Raw genomic sequence first — 19524 nt, forward strand, 5'->3', positions numbered from 1 at the left:
AGTTAATTTAAGAGGCTAATGAGAATAAAACGGCCTAAACTCCAGAAAATCCTGAAACTAGGCAACTATAGTGCCACTGCGGGAATTATCGTCTTACTAACAATTATTAGCGCAATCTTATTTTTACCCTTAATTTACCAAGCTCCCATCGATAAAATAGATTTTAGTATCTCTTCTGCTCCTCCAAGTTGGGAGCATCTTTTGGGAACTAATGATTTGGGACAGGATCAATTAGCAAGAATATTGTATGGCGGTAAAATCTCTCTAGCTGTAGGAATTACGGCCACTCTAGTTTCTATTGTATTGGGGACGTTCATCGGTGCGATCGCCGGTTTTTATGGGGGCATTGTTGATAATATTTTGATGCGCATTACGGATTTATTTTTAGCTTTGCCTCAATTACCTTTATTGCTCTTAATTGTTTATTTATTTCGTGATTCTCTCAAAAATATCTTGGGCGCAGAATTAGGAATTTTTGTTTTAGTAGTCATCGTTATTGGAATTTTAAACTGGATGTCTGTCGCTAGACTAGTCAGGGCAAATTTTTTAAAGCTAAAGGAAATGGAATTTGTCAGTGCCGCTCAAGCGATCGGCGCTAAACCCAGTCGCATTATTTGGGTTCATTTATTTTCTAATGTTGTTAGCACAGTGATCGTGGCGGCAACCTTGGCTGTGGCAAATGCCATTATTACAGAATCAACCCTCAGTTTTTTAGGACTAGGTTTTCCTCCCGATGTTCCTACTTGGGGCAGAATGTTATTCGATGCCAAAGACTATCTAACCTCAGCGCCTCATATGGCTTTGTTTCCTGGGCTAGCGATTTTTCTGACAGTTTTGAGTATTAACTATATTGGTGACGGCTTGAGAGATGCTTTAGATCCTAGAGAAAAATTGGGCTAATCTCAAACAACGACAACAAGATATTATTTGTTTTGAGTAGGTGATTGACCGGGCTTCGCCCTTGAGGGCAGAGGGCAGAGGGCAGAGGGCAGAGAGAATAATTCTAACTTCTCCCTTTGGGACACAAGCCTCGCCCTTCAGGGCGAACAAGGTTTGGGAGAGATTCGAGCCTCTTCCAAACAAAAAACCTTCTGCCATCTGCCTTCCTCCTTCTGCCTTCACTTGACCTACACCTTGTTTGAGAATAATTATGACAATAGAATTAACTAGCGAATTAAATAAACCAAATCAACGGCAACTGTGGCGTGCTGCCATCAAATTACCTCTCTATAGTGTGATTATTGTCCCAATGTGGGTGGGAACTGCTGTCGCGATCGCAGAAACCGGAACCATTAACTGGCAAAACTTAATTCTATTTTTAATTTCTGCTCTTGTAATTCAAACTTGGACCAATCTTACTAACGATGTGTTTGATGATGAAACGGGAGTTGATATTCATAAATATCATTCAGTTGTTAAGCTAACTGGCAAAAAAACCGCCATTTTATGGCTAGCAAATGGTCTCCTGATCATGGGACTATTAATCACTGGACTAATTTGTTGGTGGCAAAGGGATCTCAATCTCATGATTATTGTGGTTATAGATTGTTTTTTGGGTTATATCTATCAAGGCCCGCCCTTTCGTCTCAGCTATCATGGGGTTGGGGAAATACTTTGTTTTTTTGCTTATAGTCTTAGTACCTTGGCATTTTATTATGCCCAAAACCCGCAGGTTTCCGAAACTATTTTGGCCAGTTCTATCTGCGTGGGTTTTGCTACCAGCATGATTTTATTTTGCTCCCATTTCCATCAAGTCGAGGATGATTTGGCTGGCGGGAAATATTCTCCTGTAGTTCGTTTTGGTACCGAAAAATCTGCCCAAATTCTATCTTGGTCAGCGGTGATCAACTATAGTTTAATTGGCTTATTTGTCTGGCTAGGAATGTTGCCCATTTGGGGACTGATCTGTCTGTTAAGTGTTTTTTATGCCATAAAGCTTTGCTCCTATGTTAATCGGTACCATAGTCAACCTCAAAAGGTGAGTAACTGCAAATTTATTGCTGTGGCGATGTATTTTTGGTTTGGCTTGTTGTTGGGAGTGGGTATAGTTATTCCTAGTTTAATTGCTTAATTAATTAACTGTAAGATGTCTGAATTAAACCATGATCTAAAACATGAGTATCTGGTAAGCAATAGAATTCGCTTGCATTATGTTACCCAAGGAAAAGGGCCTCTGATGCTAATGCTCCATGGATTTCCTGAATTTTGGTACTCTTGGCGATCGCAAATTTGGGAGTTTGCCCAGGATCACAAAGTTGTAGCCCTTGACCTACGAGGTTATAACAAAAGTGACAAGCCTCAAGATATCAAAGCTTATGCGATCGCAGAATTAGTGAAAGACGTAAAAGATGTGATCACAGGATTAGGTTATGCTCGCTGTATTTTAGTGGGTCATGATTGGGGTGGCGCGATCGCCTGGAATGTTGCCTATGCCCATCCCGAAATGCTGGACAAGCTCATCGTGATGAACCTGCCTCACCCTGCCAAATTTTCCGAAGCCTTGCGGAGTAATCCGCAACAAATGCTCAGGAGTTGGTATACGGTATTTTTTCAACTGCCTTGGCTGCCCGAGTTTCTCTTGCAACTTAATGGCTATCAAGCGATCTCGAACGCTTTTAGAGATTTTGTGATCGACAAAAATGTTTTCACCACACAAGACTTGGAAGCCTATAAAAAAGCTGCTGCCGCACCAGGGGCACTTACAGCCATGGTCAATTATTATCGCAATATTTTCCCCCAAATTTTGCTCCCTAGAGATTGGGATGTATTGGAAGTTCCGACATTGATGATTTGGGGGGAAAATGACAAATTTCTGGGGAAAGAATTAACCTACGAGACCCAGGATTATGTGAAAAATTTTCAGTTGCAATATATCCCAAACTGTAGCCATTGGGTACAGCAAGAAAAACCCGATCTAGTCAATCAGTATATGCGAGAGTTTTTGAGTCTATAGCAATTTTACAGGTTAGGTAGTGGGTATTGGGTGTTAGGTGTTAGGTGAATCCCGAAAAAAAGGTAAATTTAGTCCTTATAGACTTAAATAAAGTCATAAAATGTTTTTTCTATAAAAAATACTCCGATTTAAATCAAAATATAACCCTTTTAAACCTAGAACCTAACACCTAACACCTAACACCAATCTTGACGAGGAAACAAATTACCAAGTTTTGAAATTTAAAATAATGACTAAAAATAACAATAATCTTAACAACCAATCTATCACTCCCCTTAAAGCGACTCAACTACAGGGAGAAGATAAACGACAATATATTCGTACTCTATTTGACAATATCGCTACAAAATACGATTTTATTAGAACGATAGTTTTCCTCGGCCAAACTAGTTCTTGGTATCGTCAGGCATTGCGAGATTTGGAATTGCAACCAGGGATGAAAGTACTTGATGTCGGTTGTGGTACCGGTGAATCCACCAGATTTTTGACTAATTCTTACCCAGATATTGAAGTAGAAGGATTAGATTTGTCTCCTGGAATGCTAGAAGTAGCGCGTCAGTTAGATTCTGTGAGTGGTTACTTTGAGGGTGATGTCTGTAATATTGAGCGTCCTGATGCTACCTATGATCTTGTAATTACAGCTTTTACCTTCCGTAATTTTCCCGATAAGCAAACATCTTTAGCAGAAATGATCAGGGTATTGCGTCCAGGAGGACGGTTATTGATTCTTGATCATTTCCAACCGCAGAAGATCTTATGGAAGCAAACTTATACTTTTTGGATGAGTCAAGTCGTACCTCAAATTGTCAAGCCTTTTATAGAAGATAGTACTCCTTACCGCTATCTAGCCCAAAGCATTATTAATCAGTTGTCAATGCCAGAATTTACAAATTTAATTAATGGTTTTGGAGCAACAGTAACTCAAGCCAATTTCTATGGTGGTGGGGCTTCAGGGAGATTAATTGCGGTGCGTAATTGATTGCTAGAAGTTTTTTGTGCTCAATTTTGAGATAATGGCGCAAACACAGTTAAACCTTGGGGTATACAACGAATTTCTACAGGGGTTGTCCCAATAATTTCGCCGTCAACAACAACTTTTTGCGGTGGGTTAGCTGATATTTTAATTTGAGGAACTCGCAGGCAGATGATGTCTTCTCGATTAATCGGTTGTTTGATCAATGCTGAAGTGAATAAACTAGCCAGAGCATTAACAGCTTGCAAACGGCTTGCTAAATTGAATTCTTGGGATTCTCTAATCCCGATTGTCACATCAAGTAAACCATCATCTTCTACGGTTTCTCCCCATCCCTGAGCTAATATCGATGTCGGTGGGGCAGCATTGGCAACAGTCATCGCCGCAGATTGAAAATTACTTATTTGACCATCTATTTCTACTTGAGCCTCAAATGTTTCCTGGGCCGCGAATTGCTGTGCTCCAGCAAGTAAATAGGCAAAGACGCCAAATTGATTTTTAAATTCGCGATCCGCTTTAGCCACAATTTCTGCTTCAAAACCAATTCCTGCTAGTAAAATCATCGGGATATTATTACAGCGAGCCACATCGACGACTCTGGTAGTTCCTGCCAAAATAGTTTCGCAAGCAGCATTAATATTGGTGGGAATACCTAAAGCAACAGAAAAAGCATTGGCCGTCCCACGAGGGATCACTCCCAAAGGAATGTCAGTTTCCATGACTGCGGCGGCTACTGCCGAAATTGTGCCATCTCCCCCCGAAGCGATTACTAAATCTGTTCCACTTTTAATTGCTTCTTTGGCTTGTTCTCCTGGTTCTATGTCGGGTTCAGTTAAAATGACATTCAAATTAATTTGTGGTTTTAATAGCCTTTTGATCAATGCCAAATCTTGGTCGGGGTTGCCTTGTCCAGAAATAGGATTAAAGATCAAATGGGCAATGCGCTTGTTGCTCAAGGAATTGATGACAATTTTAGCTGTGACCAAATTAGTCGCTAGAGGCACATCATGAACTTCACAAATGCGCAAAAAAGTTTGAATATCTGGTTCCTGAGGTTGTGCCCCGAGAGAATCGAGGAGAAAAATTACCGCAGCAACTTCTCCTATGGCAACTTGAGCTGCAATTTGCATATCTCCTCCCATGGCACCAGGGAGTAGACAGTCTACTTTAAGATTAGTTTGCTCTTGAATTTTGTTCCCTGTATTGCCAGTCGCGATCGCCTGATACCGTGAAAGAATTACCTCATATTGCTTAACTAAGACCACCATTTCAGCCTTTTTGAGATCGTGAGCTATTAATGCAATAGTATTGGACATATTCTAATCAGGCTTCAACTCTTAAAACAGAGGGCAAAAAACAGTATTTTTATACAAAGTTTTAATGTACAAAAAGTTTCAATCATTGTACAATCCCCTCATTAGTAAGGAGATATAAATACCTAGTATCAATCAATTTATTGTTCATTAATTAAATAAGTTTAAACCAGAAATCATTAATCTCATAGATAGCACTTATGAAAAATCTTCTTCAAAGTTTGGTATTTGGCTTAGTTGCCGCTATATCTTTGCCTTCTTTTGTTTTAGCTAAAGGTGTTGCCAGTGTGACGGCTCCTGGGGGAGGCGTGCCTCAAGAGTATGAGATTAGCATCGCCAGTACACAAGAGACTTTGTATGTTAGATATGGCGAAGATGATATGTTCATCTTAAAAAAGGGCAATTGCCAAATAGAAGAAGAGCTTCAAGTATGCACCGGTGGCGAAGGCAAGCTTGTGAACTATGGGGTTTCCGAAGCGATCGCCTATGAGTCATTAATGGTCTTCACCAATACCACAAACAAAACCCTTACTGTTCCTGGCTCTGCCGTTACTATGGAGCCGAATACAGTCTTACTAGAACTATTGAATGAAAATGGCAGATATATCACTGTCATGGGTCGGATCGATGCGAACAATCCCGATGACCTGAGTGAAAATTAATGCTTTGCTATCACATTCACTCTTTCCCAATAACAAAAATTTTGGTCTTATCATGAAGCGGATTATTACAACTTTCAGTGTACTGACGATTTTAAGCAGTCAACAATTGGCCTGGCCAATCTTCTTGAGTCTGTCGGTTCCGGCAATGTTTACTGGTGAAGCCGTAGCGCAACGGCGAGGGGGTGGTGGCAGCCGGGGAGGTCGTTCCGGTGGAAGAGTAAGTGGAGGGCGCTCTTCTGGTGGTCAGAGTCGACCCCAATCAAGTAATCGAGTCAATCGACAACCCAGTAATCGGAATACAATGAACCGCGATCGCAAAAATAGTGGCCAAATCAATCGTAGTGGAGATCGCAACATCAACCGTGGGAACAATAATAATATCAATCGCGGCGGAGATCGCACTATTAATAGAGGTGGAGATCGTACCAATGCTGTAAATCGGGGTGATATCAACATCAATCGCAACAATATCAACGTCGATGGTCGCAATTACCGAAGACCAAGCAATGTCAATATCGATGTTAGGCGCAATGTCTATGTGGGGCGGCCTGGTTGGCGAACCTATGGTAGTTATTGGGGCCCCTATGGGGTTCATGCGGGTTTTGCCTGGTTGAGCTTTTTAACAGCAGCGCTGCTCATCGGTAGTTATAATTCAGCTCAAAATAATCAAACAGTCTATGTTTATATTGTTGAAGAAGAAGGAGTTGAAAAAGAATATCACGTTGATGAGGATGGGGAAATTCTTTCTGTAGAAATCGTGAGTTAATTGATGCTCTCTATAGAACCCATGTAAATCCTGAGGAATCAGGAATAAGTTATAAATCCTATTCGCAAATAGTCCTCATCCCTCTCTTGGTGCGCGTTCCCTTGCTAGGTCGACATTCCCTTGCGTCTTTCGCCGACGCGGGCTTCGACCTCTTTCGGCGGCGCGGGGTCGCACCGCTCATCCCTCATCCTTCATCCCTTACTTTATTCCCACTCAATAGTTCCAGGGGGTTTAGAAGTAATATCATAAACAACACGATTGACGCCTTTGACTTCATTGACAATCCGATTGGAAATAATCTCTAGAAGTTCATAGGGGACTTTTGCCCAGTCAGCAGTCATACCGTCTTCGCTGGTGATCAAACGCAACACAATAGGATGAGCATAGGTACGTTGATCTCCCATCACGCCTACACTGCGAATTGGCAGCAGGACAGCAAAAGCTTGCCAAAAATCGTGATACATTCCCTGTTTGGCAATCTCATCACGTACGATAAAATCAGCATCCCGCAAAATATTTAGCCGTTCTGCCGTTACTTCCCCAATAATCCTAATTGCTAATCCTGGCCCTGGGAAAGGATGACGACGCACAATTTCTTCTGGTAAACCAATAGAACGAGCTACCTTACGAACTTCATCTTTGAAGAGTTTGCGTAATGGCTCCACTAATTTGAAGCGAAGATTTTTCGGTAAACCACCTACATTATGATGACTCTTGATCTTAACTGCTACTCTTTCCCCGGTTTTAGGGTCGACATTGGTATTTGCTGATTCAATCACATCAGGATAGAGAGTTCCCTGAGCTAAATAGTCGAAAGGGCCTAACTTATTTGACTCCTCTTCAAAGACATGGATAAATTCATGTCCAATAAGACGGCGCTTTTTCTCCGGATCAGTAACCCCTTCCATTTTCGCCAAGAAGCGTTCGCGAGCCATCACATATTCAACAGGAATCTTGAACTTTTTGTCAAAAAGCTCGACTAATCTTTCTGGCTCACCTTTACGCATGAAACCTTGATCGATGAACATACAGGTTAGTTGATCACCAATAGCTTTGTGTAACAAGAAAGCAAGAGTGGAAGAATCTACTCCACCAGATAAGGCCAACAAAACCCTTTTGTCGCCAACCTTAGCGCGAATTTCGCGGATTGACTCCTCAACAAAAGTTTCAGTCGTCCAAGTCGGTTCACATTCACAGATGTGATAGACAAAATTACGGATTAGAGCAATTCCACATTCAGAATGAACTACTTCAGGATGAAATTGCACGCCAAATAATTTTTTTTCAGGATTAGCGATCGCAGCGCAGCTAGTATTATGGGTATGGGCTAAAGCATCAAATCCTGGGGGCAGTTGAGTGCAAGAATCTCCATGACTCATCCACATTGTTGAACCTTCCTCGACATTGGTCAACAAGTCAGTAGGATCATCAATAAATAATGAGGCTTTCCCATACTCAGCTTTTTTAGCCCTTTCTACCGAACCCCCTAGCTGCTTAACCATGAGTTGCATTCCGTAGCAGACCCCTAAGATCGGAATTCCTAATTCCCAGATTTGGCGATCGCATTGTGGTGCATGCTCATCGTAAACAGAGTTAGGGCCCCCAGAAAGGATAATTCCCTTGGGATCAAGATTTTTGAGCTGTTCTGCGGTGGTGCGATAGGAAATAACTTCAGAATAAACTTGAGTTTCTCGGATACGACGAGCGATTAATTCAGAATATTGAGAGCCAAAGTCTATAATAGCAATGGTTTGACGATTAAAGCTATTTTTCTGTTGGGATTTAACCTCTGGAGAGGATGCAACTGATTCCGTCTGCATAGTTATGATTCTGGGGATAAATTTAATGTAGATTTACGAATTTAGAGGAAGCCCCGTCTTTTTAAGCTGGGGTCTCTCTGACAAGTAAAAAATAATTACAAAATGTGAACTTTCTCTTTTCAATCTATAAGTCGATGAGTTACCATGTTCGAGGTTACCTGTAGCCTAAACCTGTGAAGCTCAGAAATATTCATATAATGCTAACATAATTTTTCTAAAATTTTTGAGCTCCTAAAGCTTTTTTTTATAATTTTCCTCTGACGATCAAAAACGATAGAACCCACCTTAACGTTCTGTTCTATGTGTTTGTAGATATAGGCTTGGGATCTTTGGTCTATGGATTCTGCGATCGCAGAGTAAACTAAATCCACCCAGCTGCTCCCGGTCTGCCCATCGAGATGTCGCAATATTTGCAGGGCTGATTCTGTGGTTTCACAGGCAAAAATGTCTTGAATCTGAGTTTTCGGCAAACCTGCCTGGGCACAATAGGCAGTAAGAATTTCCAATCTACCATCTGCTAGATGATTGTGAGTATGAAAAATTCCCCCTGCTAGTTTAATCAATTTGCCATGATAACCAAATAAAAGGATTGATTGGACTTGGTGCATTCCGGCTGTGACCAACATCGAGCCAATCCAGTTAGCAGTTTTAACGATTCTTTGGGGGTTAATTCCCAATTTGGGAGCCAAATCTACGCCATTTTCCCCGAGGCAAAAGACTAAAGAGTCAAACTCTTGCGCTTTGGCGATTAACTCTGCTTGATATTTTTCTAATTGACTGGCTGCGGTCAAAGGTTGCACAATACCAGTTGTGCCCAAAAGAGATAAACCTTCGACTACGCCAAAAGCGGCATTAGAAGTTCTTTGGGCTAGCCTTCGTCCTTCTGGCAAAATAATTGTTATTACAATAGTTTCATCTGTTGCTAATAAAGGCTGAAGGTTTTGGGTGATTAATTCTCTGGCGTAACCATAAATGGCCCATTGTTTTTCATTGTTGATTTGAATTCCAATTCCTTCTCCACCTTTGATTTCGATTCGAGAACTATATCTTGTATGAGGGAATTGGGGATTTGGGGAATTGGGGATTTGGGGTAACTTTTTACGTTCTACTAATGCCCAAATGGGTGTATTGCGGGTAATATCTAAATGCTCTCCTGGGTCGCTGCGTGTGATGGCTAAAGCAGATTGACCATTAATTCGAGCTATTTGTTCGATGGGAATATTAACTTTCTGGGGTGGTTTAATAAGATCGACGGTAACACAATCTTCTGTGAAATCTTGATGTAGATATCGTAGCGCTGCGATCGCAGATGCACAAGCAAAAACAGGAAGAGTGTAACCCATAATTTAAGGGATGAGGGATGAGGGATGAAGGATGAGGATTAGGAGATGAAGGATGAGGAGTAGGGGATGAAATGTCTTTTGTTTTATAAGCCTTATGGGGTTTTGTGTCAGTTTACAGATAATAGTGCAGATGGGGGGAGTCGGAAAACTCTCAAGGATTATATCAAGATCCCTGGTGTTTATTCTGTGGGAAGATTGGATCTCGATAGTGAAGGGTTATTGTTGTTAACTGATAATGGTAGATTAAAGCATCATTTGGGTCATCGCAAATTTGCCCATCCTCGTACTTATTGGGTGCAAGTTGAAAGGATTCCTAATGATCAAGATCTTGACAAGCTGCGATCAGGAATACAAATCAAAGACTATCGCACTCGCAGAGCACAAGTTAAACTGCTAGAGAGAGAACCCGAGCTGCCGCCAAGAATTCCGCCAATTCGCGATCGCAAAAATGTCCCAACCTGTTGGTTAGAAATAACTCTGACTGAAGGGCGCAATCGGCAAGTTAGACGCATGACAGCTGCGATCGGATTTCCTACGTTGAGACTAGTTAGAGTGGCAATCAGTATCAAAGTAGCCCAGAAAAAAGACCCCAAATCTCAGTTTTATTCATTTGGGTTAGATTCTCTACAACCAGGAGAATATCGAGAATTGACAGCCACAGAAAAACAAATTATTCAGGGATTATTCTGAGATATACTGGCTTCCAGATAAAAAATTCTCAATTTTCCCCCATTTAAAGCTAATACTTTAGTGCCAGCAATCCTCAATTTTCCCCCATTCGAGGGCAAGCAATTTTCAATTTTCAATTTTCAATTACTTAAATGTTTCCCGAATATATTCCTGTAGAAGCCAACCAACTAACTGAAAATACGTCGATCGCTTTGGCCAAAGAAATTAAAATCTCAGCGATAGCTACTGATTTTAGTCCCGAAGCAATTCCCACTACCTATGTAAAACAGGGAAATGGCGGCACTCCCATTTTATTACTCCATGGATTTGATAGTTCCCTTCTAGAATTTCGTCGTCTGTTTCCGCAACTCGCAGAACAACAAGAAACTTGGGCAGTGGATTTGTTGGGATTTGGCTTTAGCGATCGCGTTCCCAATTTGCCCTATAGCGCCGCAGGAATCAAAGCTCACCTTTACTACTTCTGGAAAACCCTAATTAAAAAACCTGTAATTCTTGTTGGTGCTTCCATGGGAGGGGCTGCGGCGATCGATTTTACGCTGGAATATCCTGAAACTGTAGAAAAATTAGTTTTACTCGACAGTGCAGGACTCGCCAAACAACCCATGATTGGCAAGTTTATGTTTCCACCCTTAGATTATTGGGCAACAGAATTTCTGCGCAACCCCAAAGTCAGACATAATATTAGCAAAGCAGCTTATTATGACAAGAGTTTTGCCAGCCAAGATGCTCAGGTTTGCGCTTCACTGCATCTAAAATGCCGTAATTGGAATCAAGCTCTAATTGATTTTACTAAAAGCGGTGGCTATGGTTCTTTTACCAAAAAAGCGTCAAATATTGCCCAGGAAACCTTGATTCTCTGGGGCAAACAGGACAAAATACTGGGCACTAAAGATGCCCACAAATTCGCCAAATTAATCCCCAATAATCAATTGGTTTGGATTGACAATGCTGGTCATGTTCCCCATTTAGAAAAATCCCAAGCTGTTGCCCAAAAAATTCTCACTATCGTTTAAAGATCTCAACTCTCAAATATCCAACTTTCAAATTAACGATAATCCTGAGACTGAATATCCCGCAAACGGGCTTCAGGACGCAGAAAGCGATCTACTTGAGACTCAAAAAAGGCGCGATTTTTCATTAAATGCTTAGGATTTTCATCATCAAGGGGATAGAGCAAAGCTTGTCGCAATGCTTGAATCACAGCAGAAGTAACGTTATACATCGATCGCTGAAAAGTAATTCCCAATTGAATTAAAACATCATCCTCGCCTCGACAATTTTGTTCATAATATTCCTGCAAATAATCAGGCAAAAAATGAAACATATCATCCATTAATAATGTGGGAGGAATCCCTGCTGTTCCCACAGGGAAGACATCGGCGTAGAGAATGCCGTAGTGAAAATCTTTCTGCCGAGCAGGCACCTGTTCCGCTTGAGCATTATAGGATTTGGTGCCCCGGAAAGGAGCTGTCCGATAAAAGACTGCTTCGACATAGGGCAAAGCCGCTTCATACAACCAAGTAAAACCTTGGGATTTAGGGATAATTTCGTAGCATTCATCGTCAATATAAACATGATGATAGATCGGACGCCCCGCAACAGCAAAGATGCCATTTACCAAAAAGTCCATCGCATCAGGAACTCCTTTAAATCCACCTTCATCATAGATATCAGACATTTCAAAGAAAACAGGTGCCATTACCTCCCAAAATAAACCGAGATTGGAATAGTAAGAGAGTTGTCTTACCTGTTCGAGAAACATATCGGGAAAGAGTTTATAGAGCCCCAACATTAGAGGATTACCTTTAAAATAAGCCTTAATCGCTCTGTCCGCATTAGCTTTATACTCTTCTGTATCGAGATAAGCATCAAACTTACCCCAACCCATGTCTCTTCCATGCCACAGCATGGCTCGCATACAGGCTTCGGCAAATTCCATATTAATGCGATCGTGCCAGAGATGATGGAACAACTTGGGCATTTTGCTGGTTGTTCCCTTCTCCATAAATTCTAGTAATTCAGGATGGGCTGATGCTCGGCCTCGCCAAACCTGGAGATCGGCATTTTCTCCTGCATAATGATTGGGTAAATCTAAATACTTCTGAGGCAGAAAATACTTAAAGAAAGGCAGCGGATTGAGAAATACTCGTTCGGCAATATAGAGTAAATCACGCCAATAGAAATCCATTGGTACAGCATAGGCTTTATAAATACCAATTATCTGCATCAGGTTCTCTGGAGTATCAGGCAACATTGAGCCACCAGCTTCCAGACGATGGATCACATCAGCAAATTCGTGAGTGGAAGGAGGAATTTTACTGGTAGATTTGGGAGATGTTTGTACCATAATTAGCTGTTCACTTGCGACTTAATAACTCTTGTACGGGCGAATGGTCACTCGCCCCTACTGATAACTGACTTGTCCTCGAATGGGGATAACTATCAGCTGATAACTGTTCACTGTTCACTGTTAACTGATTAGTAGTGGGTTCAATCCAACGCAATAACCAATTAGGCTGGATTCCCAAAAATAAAATAATTATTGTCAAAGCAAAAGCAGGAATGCTTTCTGAGCGCAGTACCCGTGGATAGTAGGCCAGTTTATTATCTAATTTACCGAAACAGGTGCGGTTGAGCAGAATAATAAAGTAAACAGCGGTTAAACCAGAAGCAATAATGCAGAGCAAAGTCGCGATCGGGAAAGTACTAAAACTGCCCTGGAAAATAATAAATTCTGCGACAAATCCTACTAGGCCAGGAATCCCGGCGCTTGCCATACCGGCTAGGATTAGTAACCCACTGGTAAGGGGTAAACCTCGAATGGGATTCATTAATCCGTTGAGAATATCCAAATCACGAGTTCCCACTTTCCGTTCCACGATACCAACTAAATGGAATAGTAAGGCTAGGATCAAACCGTGACCAATCATTTGCGCAACTGCACCCAAAATACTTAATTCTGTACCTGCCGCTACCGCTACCAAAATATAGCCCATGTGGCCAATGGAACTATAAGCCACCATGCGTTTAATATCTTTTTGTGCGATCGCGCTGAGGGCTCCATAAAGCACGCTCACTGTGCCGATAATTGCTAATCCTGGAGCAACTAGCGACCAAGCCTCGGGAAATAATTGTAAGCCAAAACGAATCAGACCATAGGTTCCCAATTTAGCGAGAATACCGCCCAAAAGAATTGTCACTGCAGGAGAAGCTTCGGTATAGGCATCGGGCAACCAAGTATGCAAAGGAACCAAAGGAATTTTAATGCCAAAGCCCACCAGCAAGACCGTTAATAAAATTAGTTGTGTGATTAAGGGTAATCCTTGCGAAGTTAGGCTGTCGTAATCAAAACTGCTGCCACCATTGAGAAAACCAATGCCCAAAAAGGCTGCTAAAACCAATAATCCTGAGACTGCAGTATATAGGAGGAATTTCGTTGCGGCATAGCCTCTTTTTTCCCCTCCCCAGATGGCAATCATCAAGTAAAAGGGAATTAGTTCCAATTCATAGAAGATTACGAAGAGTAATAAATTTTGAGCGGCTAATGCTCCGGTGATTCCGGCATTAATTAGGAGAATCAAAGAATAATAAAGCCGCGGCCGTTCGACATTTTCTCCAATACTATAAATAGCAACAATGGTGAGTAAGCTATTTAAAATTAATAGAGGCAAAGATACACCATCAATTGCCAAGCTATAACTTAAGCCGATCGCATCTATCCAGGAATAATATTCTGAAAATTGCCAGCCACCATTACTTAAATCAAACTGAGTTAATAACCAGATTGTAACGGCAAAAGTTCCTAGGGCAAACAGGGTTGTGATTTGCTTCAGGCGAGCTGAGGCAATTTTACCTGGCAAAAAGCCAATAATTACAGCTCCCATTACAGGTAGCCAAAGTAAAAAACTAAGTATTTTCATTGATCATTAAAAATTTATCATTTGTTAAAAAGATAATTGGGGAATTAAAGGGAAACAGAGTATTCCAATAAATAAAATTACTCCTAAAACAATTGAGAGGAAATAAAATTGACTTTGCCCAGAAACGTTGTACTTAAGGCTTTCACCACTAAAAACAGTTGCTAAGCCAACGAAGTTAATTACACCATCAACCAAATAGCGATCGCACCAAGAAATCAACCTCGAAACTAAGCCAACTACCAGAACAATCGTGACGCGATAAAGTTGGGCAGTATAAAGGTCGTAAGCAAAAAAATCTTGCACTGCTTTCGGCTGGAGAACAATGGGTTTGGCAATCTTGTCATTGAGATAGATAAAAGCAGAGGCACTAGCACCAATAAGAGTTGAAGCAATTAAAGAAAGTACAACAGTTGAATTTAACTGTGACCAACTCGGCAACAAATTCCAGCGCTGCAATAAAATTGGAACATGTAAAGCAAATCCCATGCCAAAGGTCATCGGCAAGACTAACGCCCATAACCCCTCGGGAGAGCGCACCGTCATCGGTTTCTCGGAGCCACCAAAAATCATCACAAATTCGCGGGTCAGACTAAAAGCAGTCAAGCCATTAACGATTACGAGCACAGCAACTAACCAAGGATGAGTTTGCCAGAGATTATCTGCCATTTCGGTGAGAGTCCAAAAACAGCCCAAAGGAGGAAAAGCGACCAACGAAGCGGCACCTACTAAATAACTAATTCCCGAAATGGGACGACGTGACCATAACCCTCCGTATTGGGTTAAATCTTGGGTAATAGTGTTTAAAACAACTCCCCCAACACTCATCACGAGTAAAGACATTGCGATCGCATAAGTGAAGAGCAATTTTAAGGCGGTAATATCCTGTTGGGTTGCCACTGCAATAAAAACTAGTCCCATATAGGCACTAACGGAATAGGAAAGAGAACGCTTGATGTCAATTTGTGCGATCGCGATCAGGCCAGCGCCAATGGCCGTTGTTGCGCCGACAACCATCATAAAGTTAGTAGCAAAAGAAGATAGAGCTAAAACAGGTTGTAATTTAATCAGTACCCAAGCACCGGTCGAGACCACAATTGTATTCCGCAAAATTGTTCCAGGCATCGGCCCTTCCATGGCCTCATCCAACCAAAGATGGAGCGGAAACTGGGCACATTTACCCAAAGGACCGGCGATTAAGGCTAAACAAAGTAAAGTTGCGACCGTAGGATCAATATCTGTAGTCCTTGCCCAGTCTGCCAATTCTGAATAATTCCAGGTTCCTGCTAGGGGCAATAAAGCGACCACCCCCATCAAGAGAATCAAATCTCCTACCCGTTTAGTCAAAAAAGCATCCCTCGCACCAGTAACCACCAAAGACTGGTTAAACCATAAACCGATTAATAAATAAGTTCCTAAAGTAAGAATCTCTAATACTACATAGCTAAAGAAGAGAGAATTACATAAAACTAGGGTAGACATCCCTGCTTCAAATAAAGCCAGTAGGGAAAAGAAGCGAGCCCAACCCCAATCCATTTCCATATAGCCAATGGCATAAATTTGGGCTGCTAAATTCAAACCTGTAATTAAAACTAGTGCCCCAACAGTAACAGAGGAAATTTCAACATCAAAAGCAATATTTAAATCGGCAGCATGCAACCATTGAAAAGATAAATATTTGGCTGGTTGCTGCCAAGTTTCCCTGAGGGCAAAAATACTGTGAACCAAGGCCGCAAATGTCATTAGGGTGTTTAGATAACCTGATGGTCTAGGCCCTGTCCGACGAATAATTCCTGGAGACCAGGGAATCGCTAGGATTGCCCCAATCAAAGCGTATAGGGGGACTATCCAGATAGTCTGACTAAAACTTGCTTCCATAGATACTTGATTATTTTATCTTTTAGCTTTGTTCATTGTACTTTACCATAGCGTTTGATCTATGCAAAAAAAAATATGATTACCTTATTTCTATGATTACAAATATTTAAACATTAAAATAAAAGCTTTATAATTTAATGTTTACTCTAAAATTCTATATTGGCACAGTAACTAGCAAACACGACAGGCAATGTAGATAGCTTCTACCCCATCAGCAGGGAGATAGGCGCCGCACTCTTGAGCCATAATCTTCCAGTGGCCAGCTGCTTCTAATTGATTAATTGTGGCTTTGATTTCGGAGTTAGGTTCTTCATACACTGATTTTCGAACACTAAATACAATGAAACCATCAGTTCGAGTAACTCTGATAAATTCCGGAAGTGCCGAAGCTGGCATTGCACAATGACTAAATCCTCCAGCACATAATACGGCATCAAACTCATCTGAAGGCAAGATATCATTTGTTTCAGGAAAGCGAGCATAATGGAGTGCCTCATAAATTCCTCGCTGCTCAGCCTGGGCCAACATTTTAGAAGAGAGATCGACACCGACAATAGAAAGAGGAGTATAACCAAGGCTTAGAAGTTCAACTCCACCAATGCCTGTACCTACACCAGCATCCAAGATCCGCATATTTTTTTGAAGCGGTACAATTTTACTAAAAAATAACGTCGTATAATGGCTGCACCCAGATGTGCCATCACCGGCAAGCTCCTGGAGGAATTCATCATAATTCTCGGCATGTTTATCATATGCTTGCTCCAGTCTATCTGGATCATAGACAAGGCTGTGCACATCTCTATGAAACTCCCCAATGGGACCTTCAACCATTTGACCCTCAATATGGTCTATTTTGCCTTGATTCTTAGAATTCATCACCTAAGTTCCTCTGCTGCTTTTTTTAATGCTTCTCGATAACTGGCACCGTATTTTTGATAAAGATGATGATCAGGGTCATTAGCAACAAACCATTCTGCCTGATAAAGCTCAAAAATATCCACACCTTTTGCTAAACCAAAATCTAATAAGGGAGGCAAAGGCCCGACGCGACCTCGACCTGCTGGGTTCGATTGTGCTGCGGTTTGGACTTCTAAAACTGTTGTCGCATCATACTTTTTAAATAAACTGCACCAGTCAGCATAACAGTTTTTACCTTGAGCATAAAGATTGAGGGCATTTTTCGTTAATCCTTGAGTACCAATACCAAAACCTTGGGCCGCCGCATGGGCAGCAACTTCTCGGGCTATGTCATAGGATTTCCCGTAATTGTTGATCGTCACTAAAATAGTTTTTTCTGTCTCAATGCTGGCGAGAAAATCGATAAAATCCAAACTATGCTCTTGCCATAGTTCTGGAGAAAGGCCAATGGAAGGCTTGGTCCATTCTTTGGTACAGGGATTTTTGGCATAGGTAACCCCATTACCGGGATAAGACTCTGCCCCCACACCAATACCAAAACGAAAATAACCCAGCCAGGGCTGATCGCCAAACTCTGCGATCGCAGCTCGCACAACTTTACGATAATTATCTTGATAATCTTCGTCCCAAAATACAGGCGTTTGGGGTGGATCTATTTCACATCCTTTGCCAATTTTGCACTGACAACTAACCGTATCGGTATTTTTCAGAACATATTCAGGCGTGATTGATTTGCCGTTAAATTCTTGTTGAGATCTCTGCGCTGCACCCCATAATAAAATATTGACAGTTTTTCCGGCTTCAATCCAAGGTTTTGCCTGTTGATAGACATAGCTCCAATTATATTGAGAAGTAGCACCAGGTCCTTGATCGACTAATGACCAAGGAATTACGATATTGGCCCCAGTAACTGTAGGATCATTAAGGATATAACGTTCGATTCTGCTCCATTCCTGCGTTGGGAGATTAGCTGTATTTAGAAATAATCCTCTAGGTTTTCCTTGAAGCGTGGATTTTACCGTTGCTGTAGCGTTAGAAGAAGATTGGGAACTTTCCTTGCGGCAACCCAGGAGCAAACCAGTAGAACTAAGTAGTATTAGCGATAATGCGATCGCTGAAGGTAGAGACTTGAGACTCTTGAAGTTCAACATGATTCTGTTTCATGGTAAATTGCAACCCTAACGTACCCTAAATAAAAATAAAAATGGGCAAATTAATTCTGATTTGGGAAATTCCCCTAGCGATATTATCTTTTGTCTTTTATAAAATTACAAAATTTCTCATTGGTAATCTCTTCACTATTTACTTAGTGCTTAATAAAAGCAAAGCTTCTATGTGGCGTTTTATTTCTCGAAAAATGCTAGATTCTCCTCTTATCTTACCCGTGTTGATGACCAAAGGCCCTCGTTGGAATACCCATGCCATTATCGGCACTTTAGGGCCTTTTAAGGTGGAGCAAGAAGTAAGTCTAAATATTGCGACAGCTAATAGTTCTGCTCGTTCTTGGATTGCTGTTATTTATAGTTTTCCTGGTTATAAAACAATAACTAGTTTAGAATCCAGTAAAATTTCTACTAATAATGATTGGTATAGCATTAAACTTCCTACGGGCAAATATTCTTTCGGGCTAAGATATTATAATCGATTAAATAAAATTACTTTGCCAGCAATTAAAATTGACGATAATATTCTAACTGATTCACAGGAGGTTCCTGTCAATAACAATGATTTTTATCATGATTTAATTAAAGCTAAAAGTTGGTTTTATTCTAGCTTGCATTATTATATTTTCACCATTTTAAAACTTAGAAACTTTTTACCAGAATCTTTTGTGAGAAAAGAGTTTTTGCCAGTGGGGGCACCAGATACTTTTTTTGCTTATAATTATTTAGGAAAAAGACAAAGTTTGAAGCTAGATTTCGCGCAAGAAATTATTGATAACTGTAATATATATTTTAATCTTTATGATCGCTCTAGTTTACCTTTAAGCTGGTGTGAGATTTCTACCACAGAACATAATATCGCTGCTCCTGAAACGAATAGCTATTATTTATTAAGAATTCGCCCTCAACCTGGATTGTCTTTTGACACTTCTAAGATTCAGTTTCAAATTGTCACGGAAAATGATTTATCGCAGCAAGCTCTTTTAAAGAATAATTAATATCGTTTACTGATCACTTATTACTTCCGCGAAACGGCACTAGTGACGCTCGTCACACTACTTACAGGGTACATGTACTAGTTTTGATTTAGTAGAGTTCACCGGAATTAAGAACAATGACTAACTATCA

Annotated in this window: 17 protein-coding genes; 9 read left to right on the forward strand and 8 right to left on the reverse strand. The window is 40.9% G+C overall.

Annotation, left to right across the window (positions count from 1 at the left end):
• The first annotated feature begins 18 nt into the window (after positions 1 to 18).
• From XEN7305_RS19705 to XEN7305_RS19725, 4 genes are all read left to right on the forward strand, one after another.
• Entirely contained in the window at positions 19 to 900 is an 882-nt protein-coding gene (locus XEN7305_RS19705; RefSeq protein WP_006511268.1) for an ABC transporter permease, read from the forward strand.
• Between the two features lie 250 nt (positions 901 to 1150).
• Positions 1151 to 2071, forward strand: a complete 921-nt coding sequence (gene menA, locus XEN7305_RS19715) for a 2-carboxy-1,4-naphthoquinone phytyltransferase (protein ID WP_006511269.1) — start codon at positions 1151 to 1153, stop codon at positions 2069 to 2071.
• 15 nt (positions 2072 to 2086) lie between these two features.
• Positions 2087 to 2953, forward strand: coding sequence for an alpha/beta fold hydrolase (locus XEN7305_RS19720; protein WP_006511270.1), 867 nt, complete (start codon positions 2087 to 2089; stop codon positions 2951 to 2953).
• 229 nt (positions 2954 to 3182) lie between these two features.
• A complete protein-coding gene (locus tag XEN7305_RS19725; RefSeq protein WP_006511271.1) occupies positions 3183 to 3932 on the forward strand; it encodes a class I SAM-dependent methyltransferase in 750 nt (249 codons plus the stop codon).
• 20 nt (positions 3933 to 3952) lie between these two features.
• Here XEN7305_RS19725 and mgsA read toward each other — a convergent pair whose 3' ends face one another.
• Positions 3953 to 5242 carry a methylglyoxal synthase gene (mgsA, locus tag XEN7305_RS19730; protein WP_006511272.1) on the reverse strand — a complete coding sequence of 430 codons (1290 nt, stop codon included), beginning with the start codon at positions 5240 to 5242 and terminating at the stop codon, positions 3953 to 3955.
• Between the two features lie 197 nt (positions 5243 to 5439).
• Here mgsA and XEN7305_RS19735 point away from each other — a divergent pair, with 197 nt between their 5' ends.
• The gene (locus XEN7305_RS19735) at positions 5440 to 5901 is read left to right on the forward strand and encodes a hypothetical protein (protein WP_006511273.1); all 462 of its coding nucleotides are present in this window, start codon (positions 5440 to 5442) and stop codon (positions 5899 to 5901) included.
• Between the two features lie 52 nt (positions 5902 to 5953).
• Complete coding sequence (locus XEN7305_RS19740; protein WP_006511274.1) at positions 5954 to 6667, forward strand: DUF6515 family protein; 714 nt, start codon at positions 5954 to 5956, stop codon at positions 6665 to 6667.
• Positions 6668 to 6870: 203 nt separating this feature from the next.
• On the opposite strand, the gene guaA is transcribed toward XEN7305_RS19740, so the two are convergent.
• Positions 6871 to 8493, reverse strand: a complete 1623-nt coding sequence (gene guaA, locus XEN7305_RS19745; RefSeq protein ID WP_040898766.1) for a glutamine-hydrolyzing GMP synthase — start codon at positions 8491 to 8493, stop codon at positions 6871 to 6873.
• Between the two features lie 194 nt (positions 8494 to 8687).
• Positions 8688 to 9830 carry a cobalt-precorrin-5B (C(1))-methyltransferase CbiD gene (cbiD, locus tag XEN7305_RS19750; RefSeq protein ID WP_006511276.1) on the reverse strand — a complete coding sequence of 381 codons (1143 nt, stop codon included), beginning with the start codon at positions 9828 to 9830 and terminating at the stop codon, positions 8688 to 8690.
• A gap of 66 nt (positions 9831 to 9896) precedes the next feature.
• Between cbiD and XEN7305_RS19755 the strand changes: the two genes are divergently transcribed.
• Both XEN7305_RS19755 and XEN7305_RS19760 read left to right on the forward strand, forming a co-directional pair.
• Positions 9897 to 10520 (forward strand): pseudouridine synthase, encoded by a 624-nt coding sequence (locus XEN7305_RS19755; RefSeq protein ID WP_006511277.1) that lies wholly within the window; start codon positions 9897 to 9899, stop codon positions 10518 to 10520.
• Between the two features lie 131 nt (positions 10521 to 10651).
• The gene (locus XEN7305_RS19760) at positions 10652 to 11533 is read left to right on the forward strand and encodes an alpha/beta fold hydrolase (protein ID WP_006511278.1); all 882 of its coding nucleotides are present in this window, start codon (positions 10652 to 10654) and stop codon (positions 11531 to 11533) included.
• Between the two features lie 32 nt (positions 11534 to 11565).
• On the opposite strand, the gene XEN7305_RS19765 is transcribed toward XEN7305_RS19760, so the two are convergent.
• The 5 genes from XEN7305_RS19765 to XEN7305_RS19785 form a co-directional block, all read right to left on the reverse strand.
• Entirely contained in the window at positions 11566 to 12867 is a 1302-nt protein-coding gene (locus XEN7305_RS19765; RefSeq protein WP_006511279.1) for a CO2 hydration protein, read from the reverse strand.
• Between the two features lie 10 nt (positions 12868 to 12877).
• Entirely contained in the window at positions 12878 to 14434 is a 1557-nt protein-coding gene (locus tag XEN7305_RS19770) for an NADH-quinone oxidoreductase subunit M (protein WP_052035210.1), read from the reverse strand.
• A gap of 30 nt (positions 14435 to 14464) precedes the next feature.
• On the reverse strand, positions 14465 to 16315 hold the full coding sequence (locus XEN7305_RS19775) for an NAD(P)H-quinone oxidoreductase subunit F (RefSeq protein ID WP_006511281.1): 1851 nt from the start codon (positions 16313 to 16315) through the stop codon (positions 14465 to 14467).
• A 171-nt stretch (positions 16316 to 16486) separates the two neighbouring features.
• The gene (locus XEN7305_RS19780) at positions 16487 to 17191 is read right to left on the reverse strand and encodes a class I SAM-dependent methyltransferase (protein ID WP_006511282.1); all 705 of its coding nucleotides are present in this window, start codon (positions 17189 to 17191) and stop codon (positions 16487 to 16489) included.
• Entirely contained in the window at positions 17191 to 18384 is a 1194-nt protein-coding gene (locus tag XEN7305_RS19785; RefSeq protein WP_006511283.1) for a hypothetical protein, read from the reverse strand. The genes XEN7305_RS19780 and XEN7305_RS19785 overlap by 1 nt, the downstream gene beginning before the upstream one ends.
• A 53-nt stretch (positions 18385 to 18437) precedes the next feature.
• Between XEN7305_RS19785 and XEN7305_RS19790 the strand changes: the two genes are divergently transcribed.
• Positions 18438 to 19394 carry a DUF6208 family protein gene (locus XEN7305_RS19790; RefSeq protein ID WP_006511284.1) on the forward strand — a complete coding sequence of 319 codons (957 nt, stop codon included), beginning with the start codon at positions 18438 to 18440 and terminating at the stop codon, positions 19392 to 19394.
• Positions 19395 to 19524: the final 130 nt, after the last annotated feature.

It is taken from the genome of Xenococcus sp. PCC 7305, assembly GCF_000332055.1.
In the GTDB taxonomy this organism is placed as follows: Bacteria; Cyanobacteriota; Cyanobacteriia; order Cyanobacteriales; family Xenococcaceae; genus Xenococcus.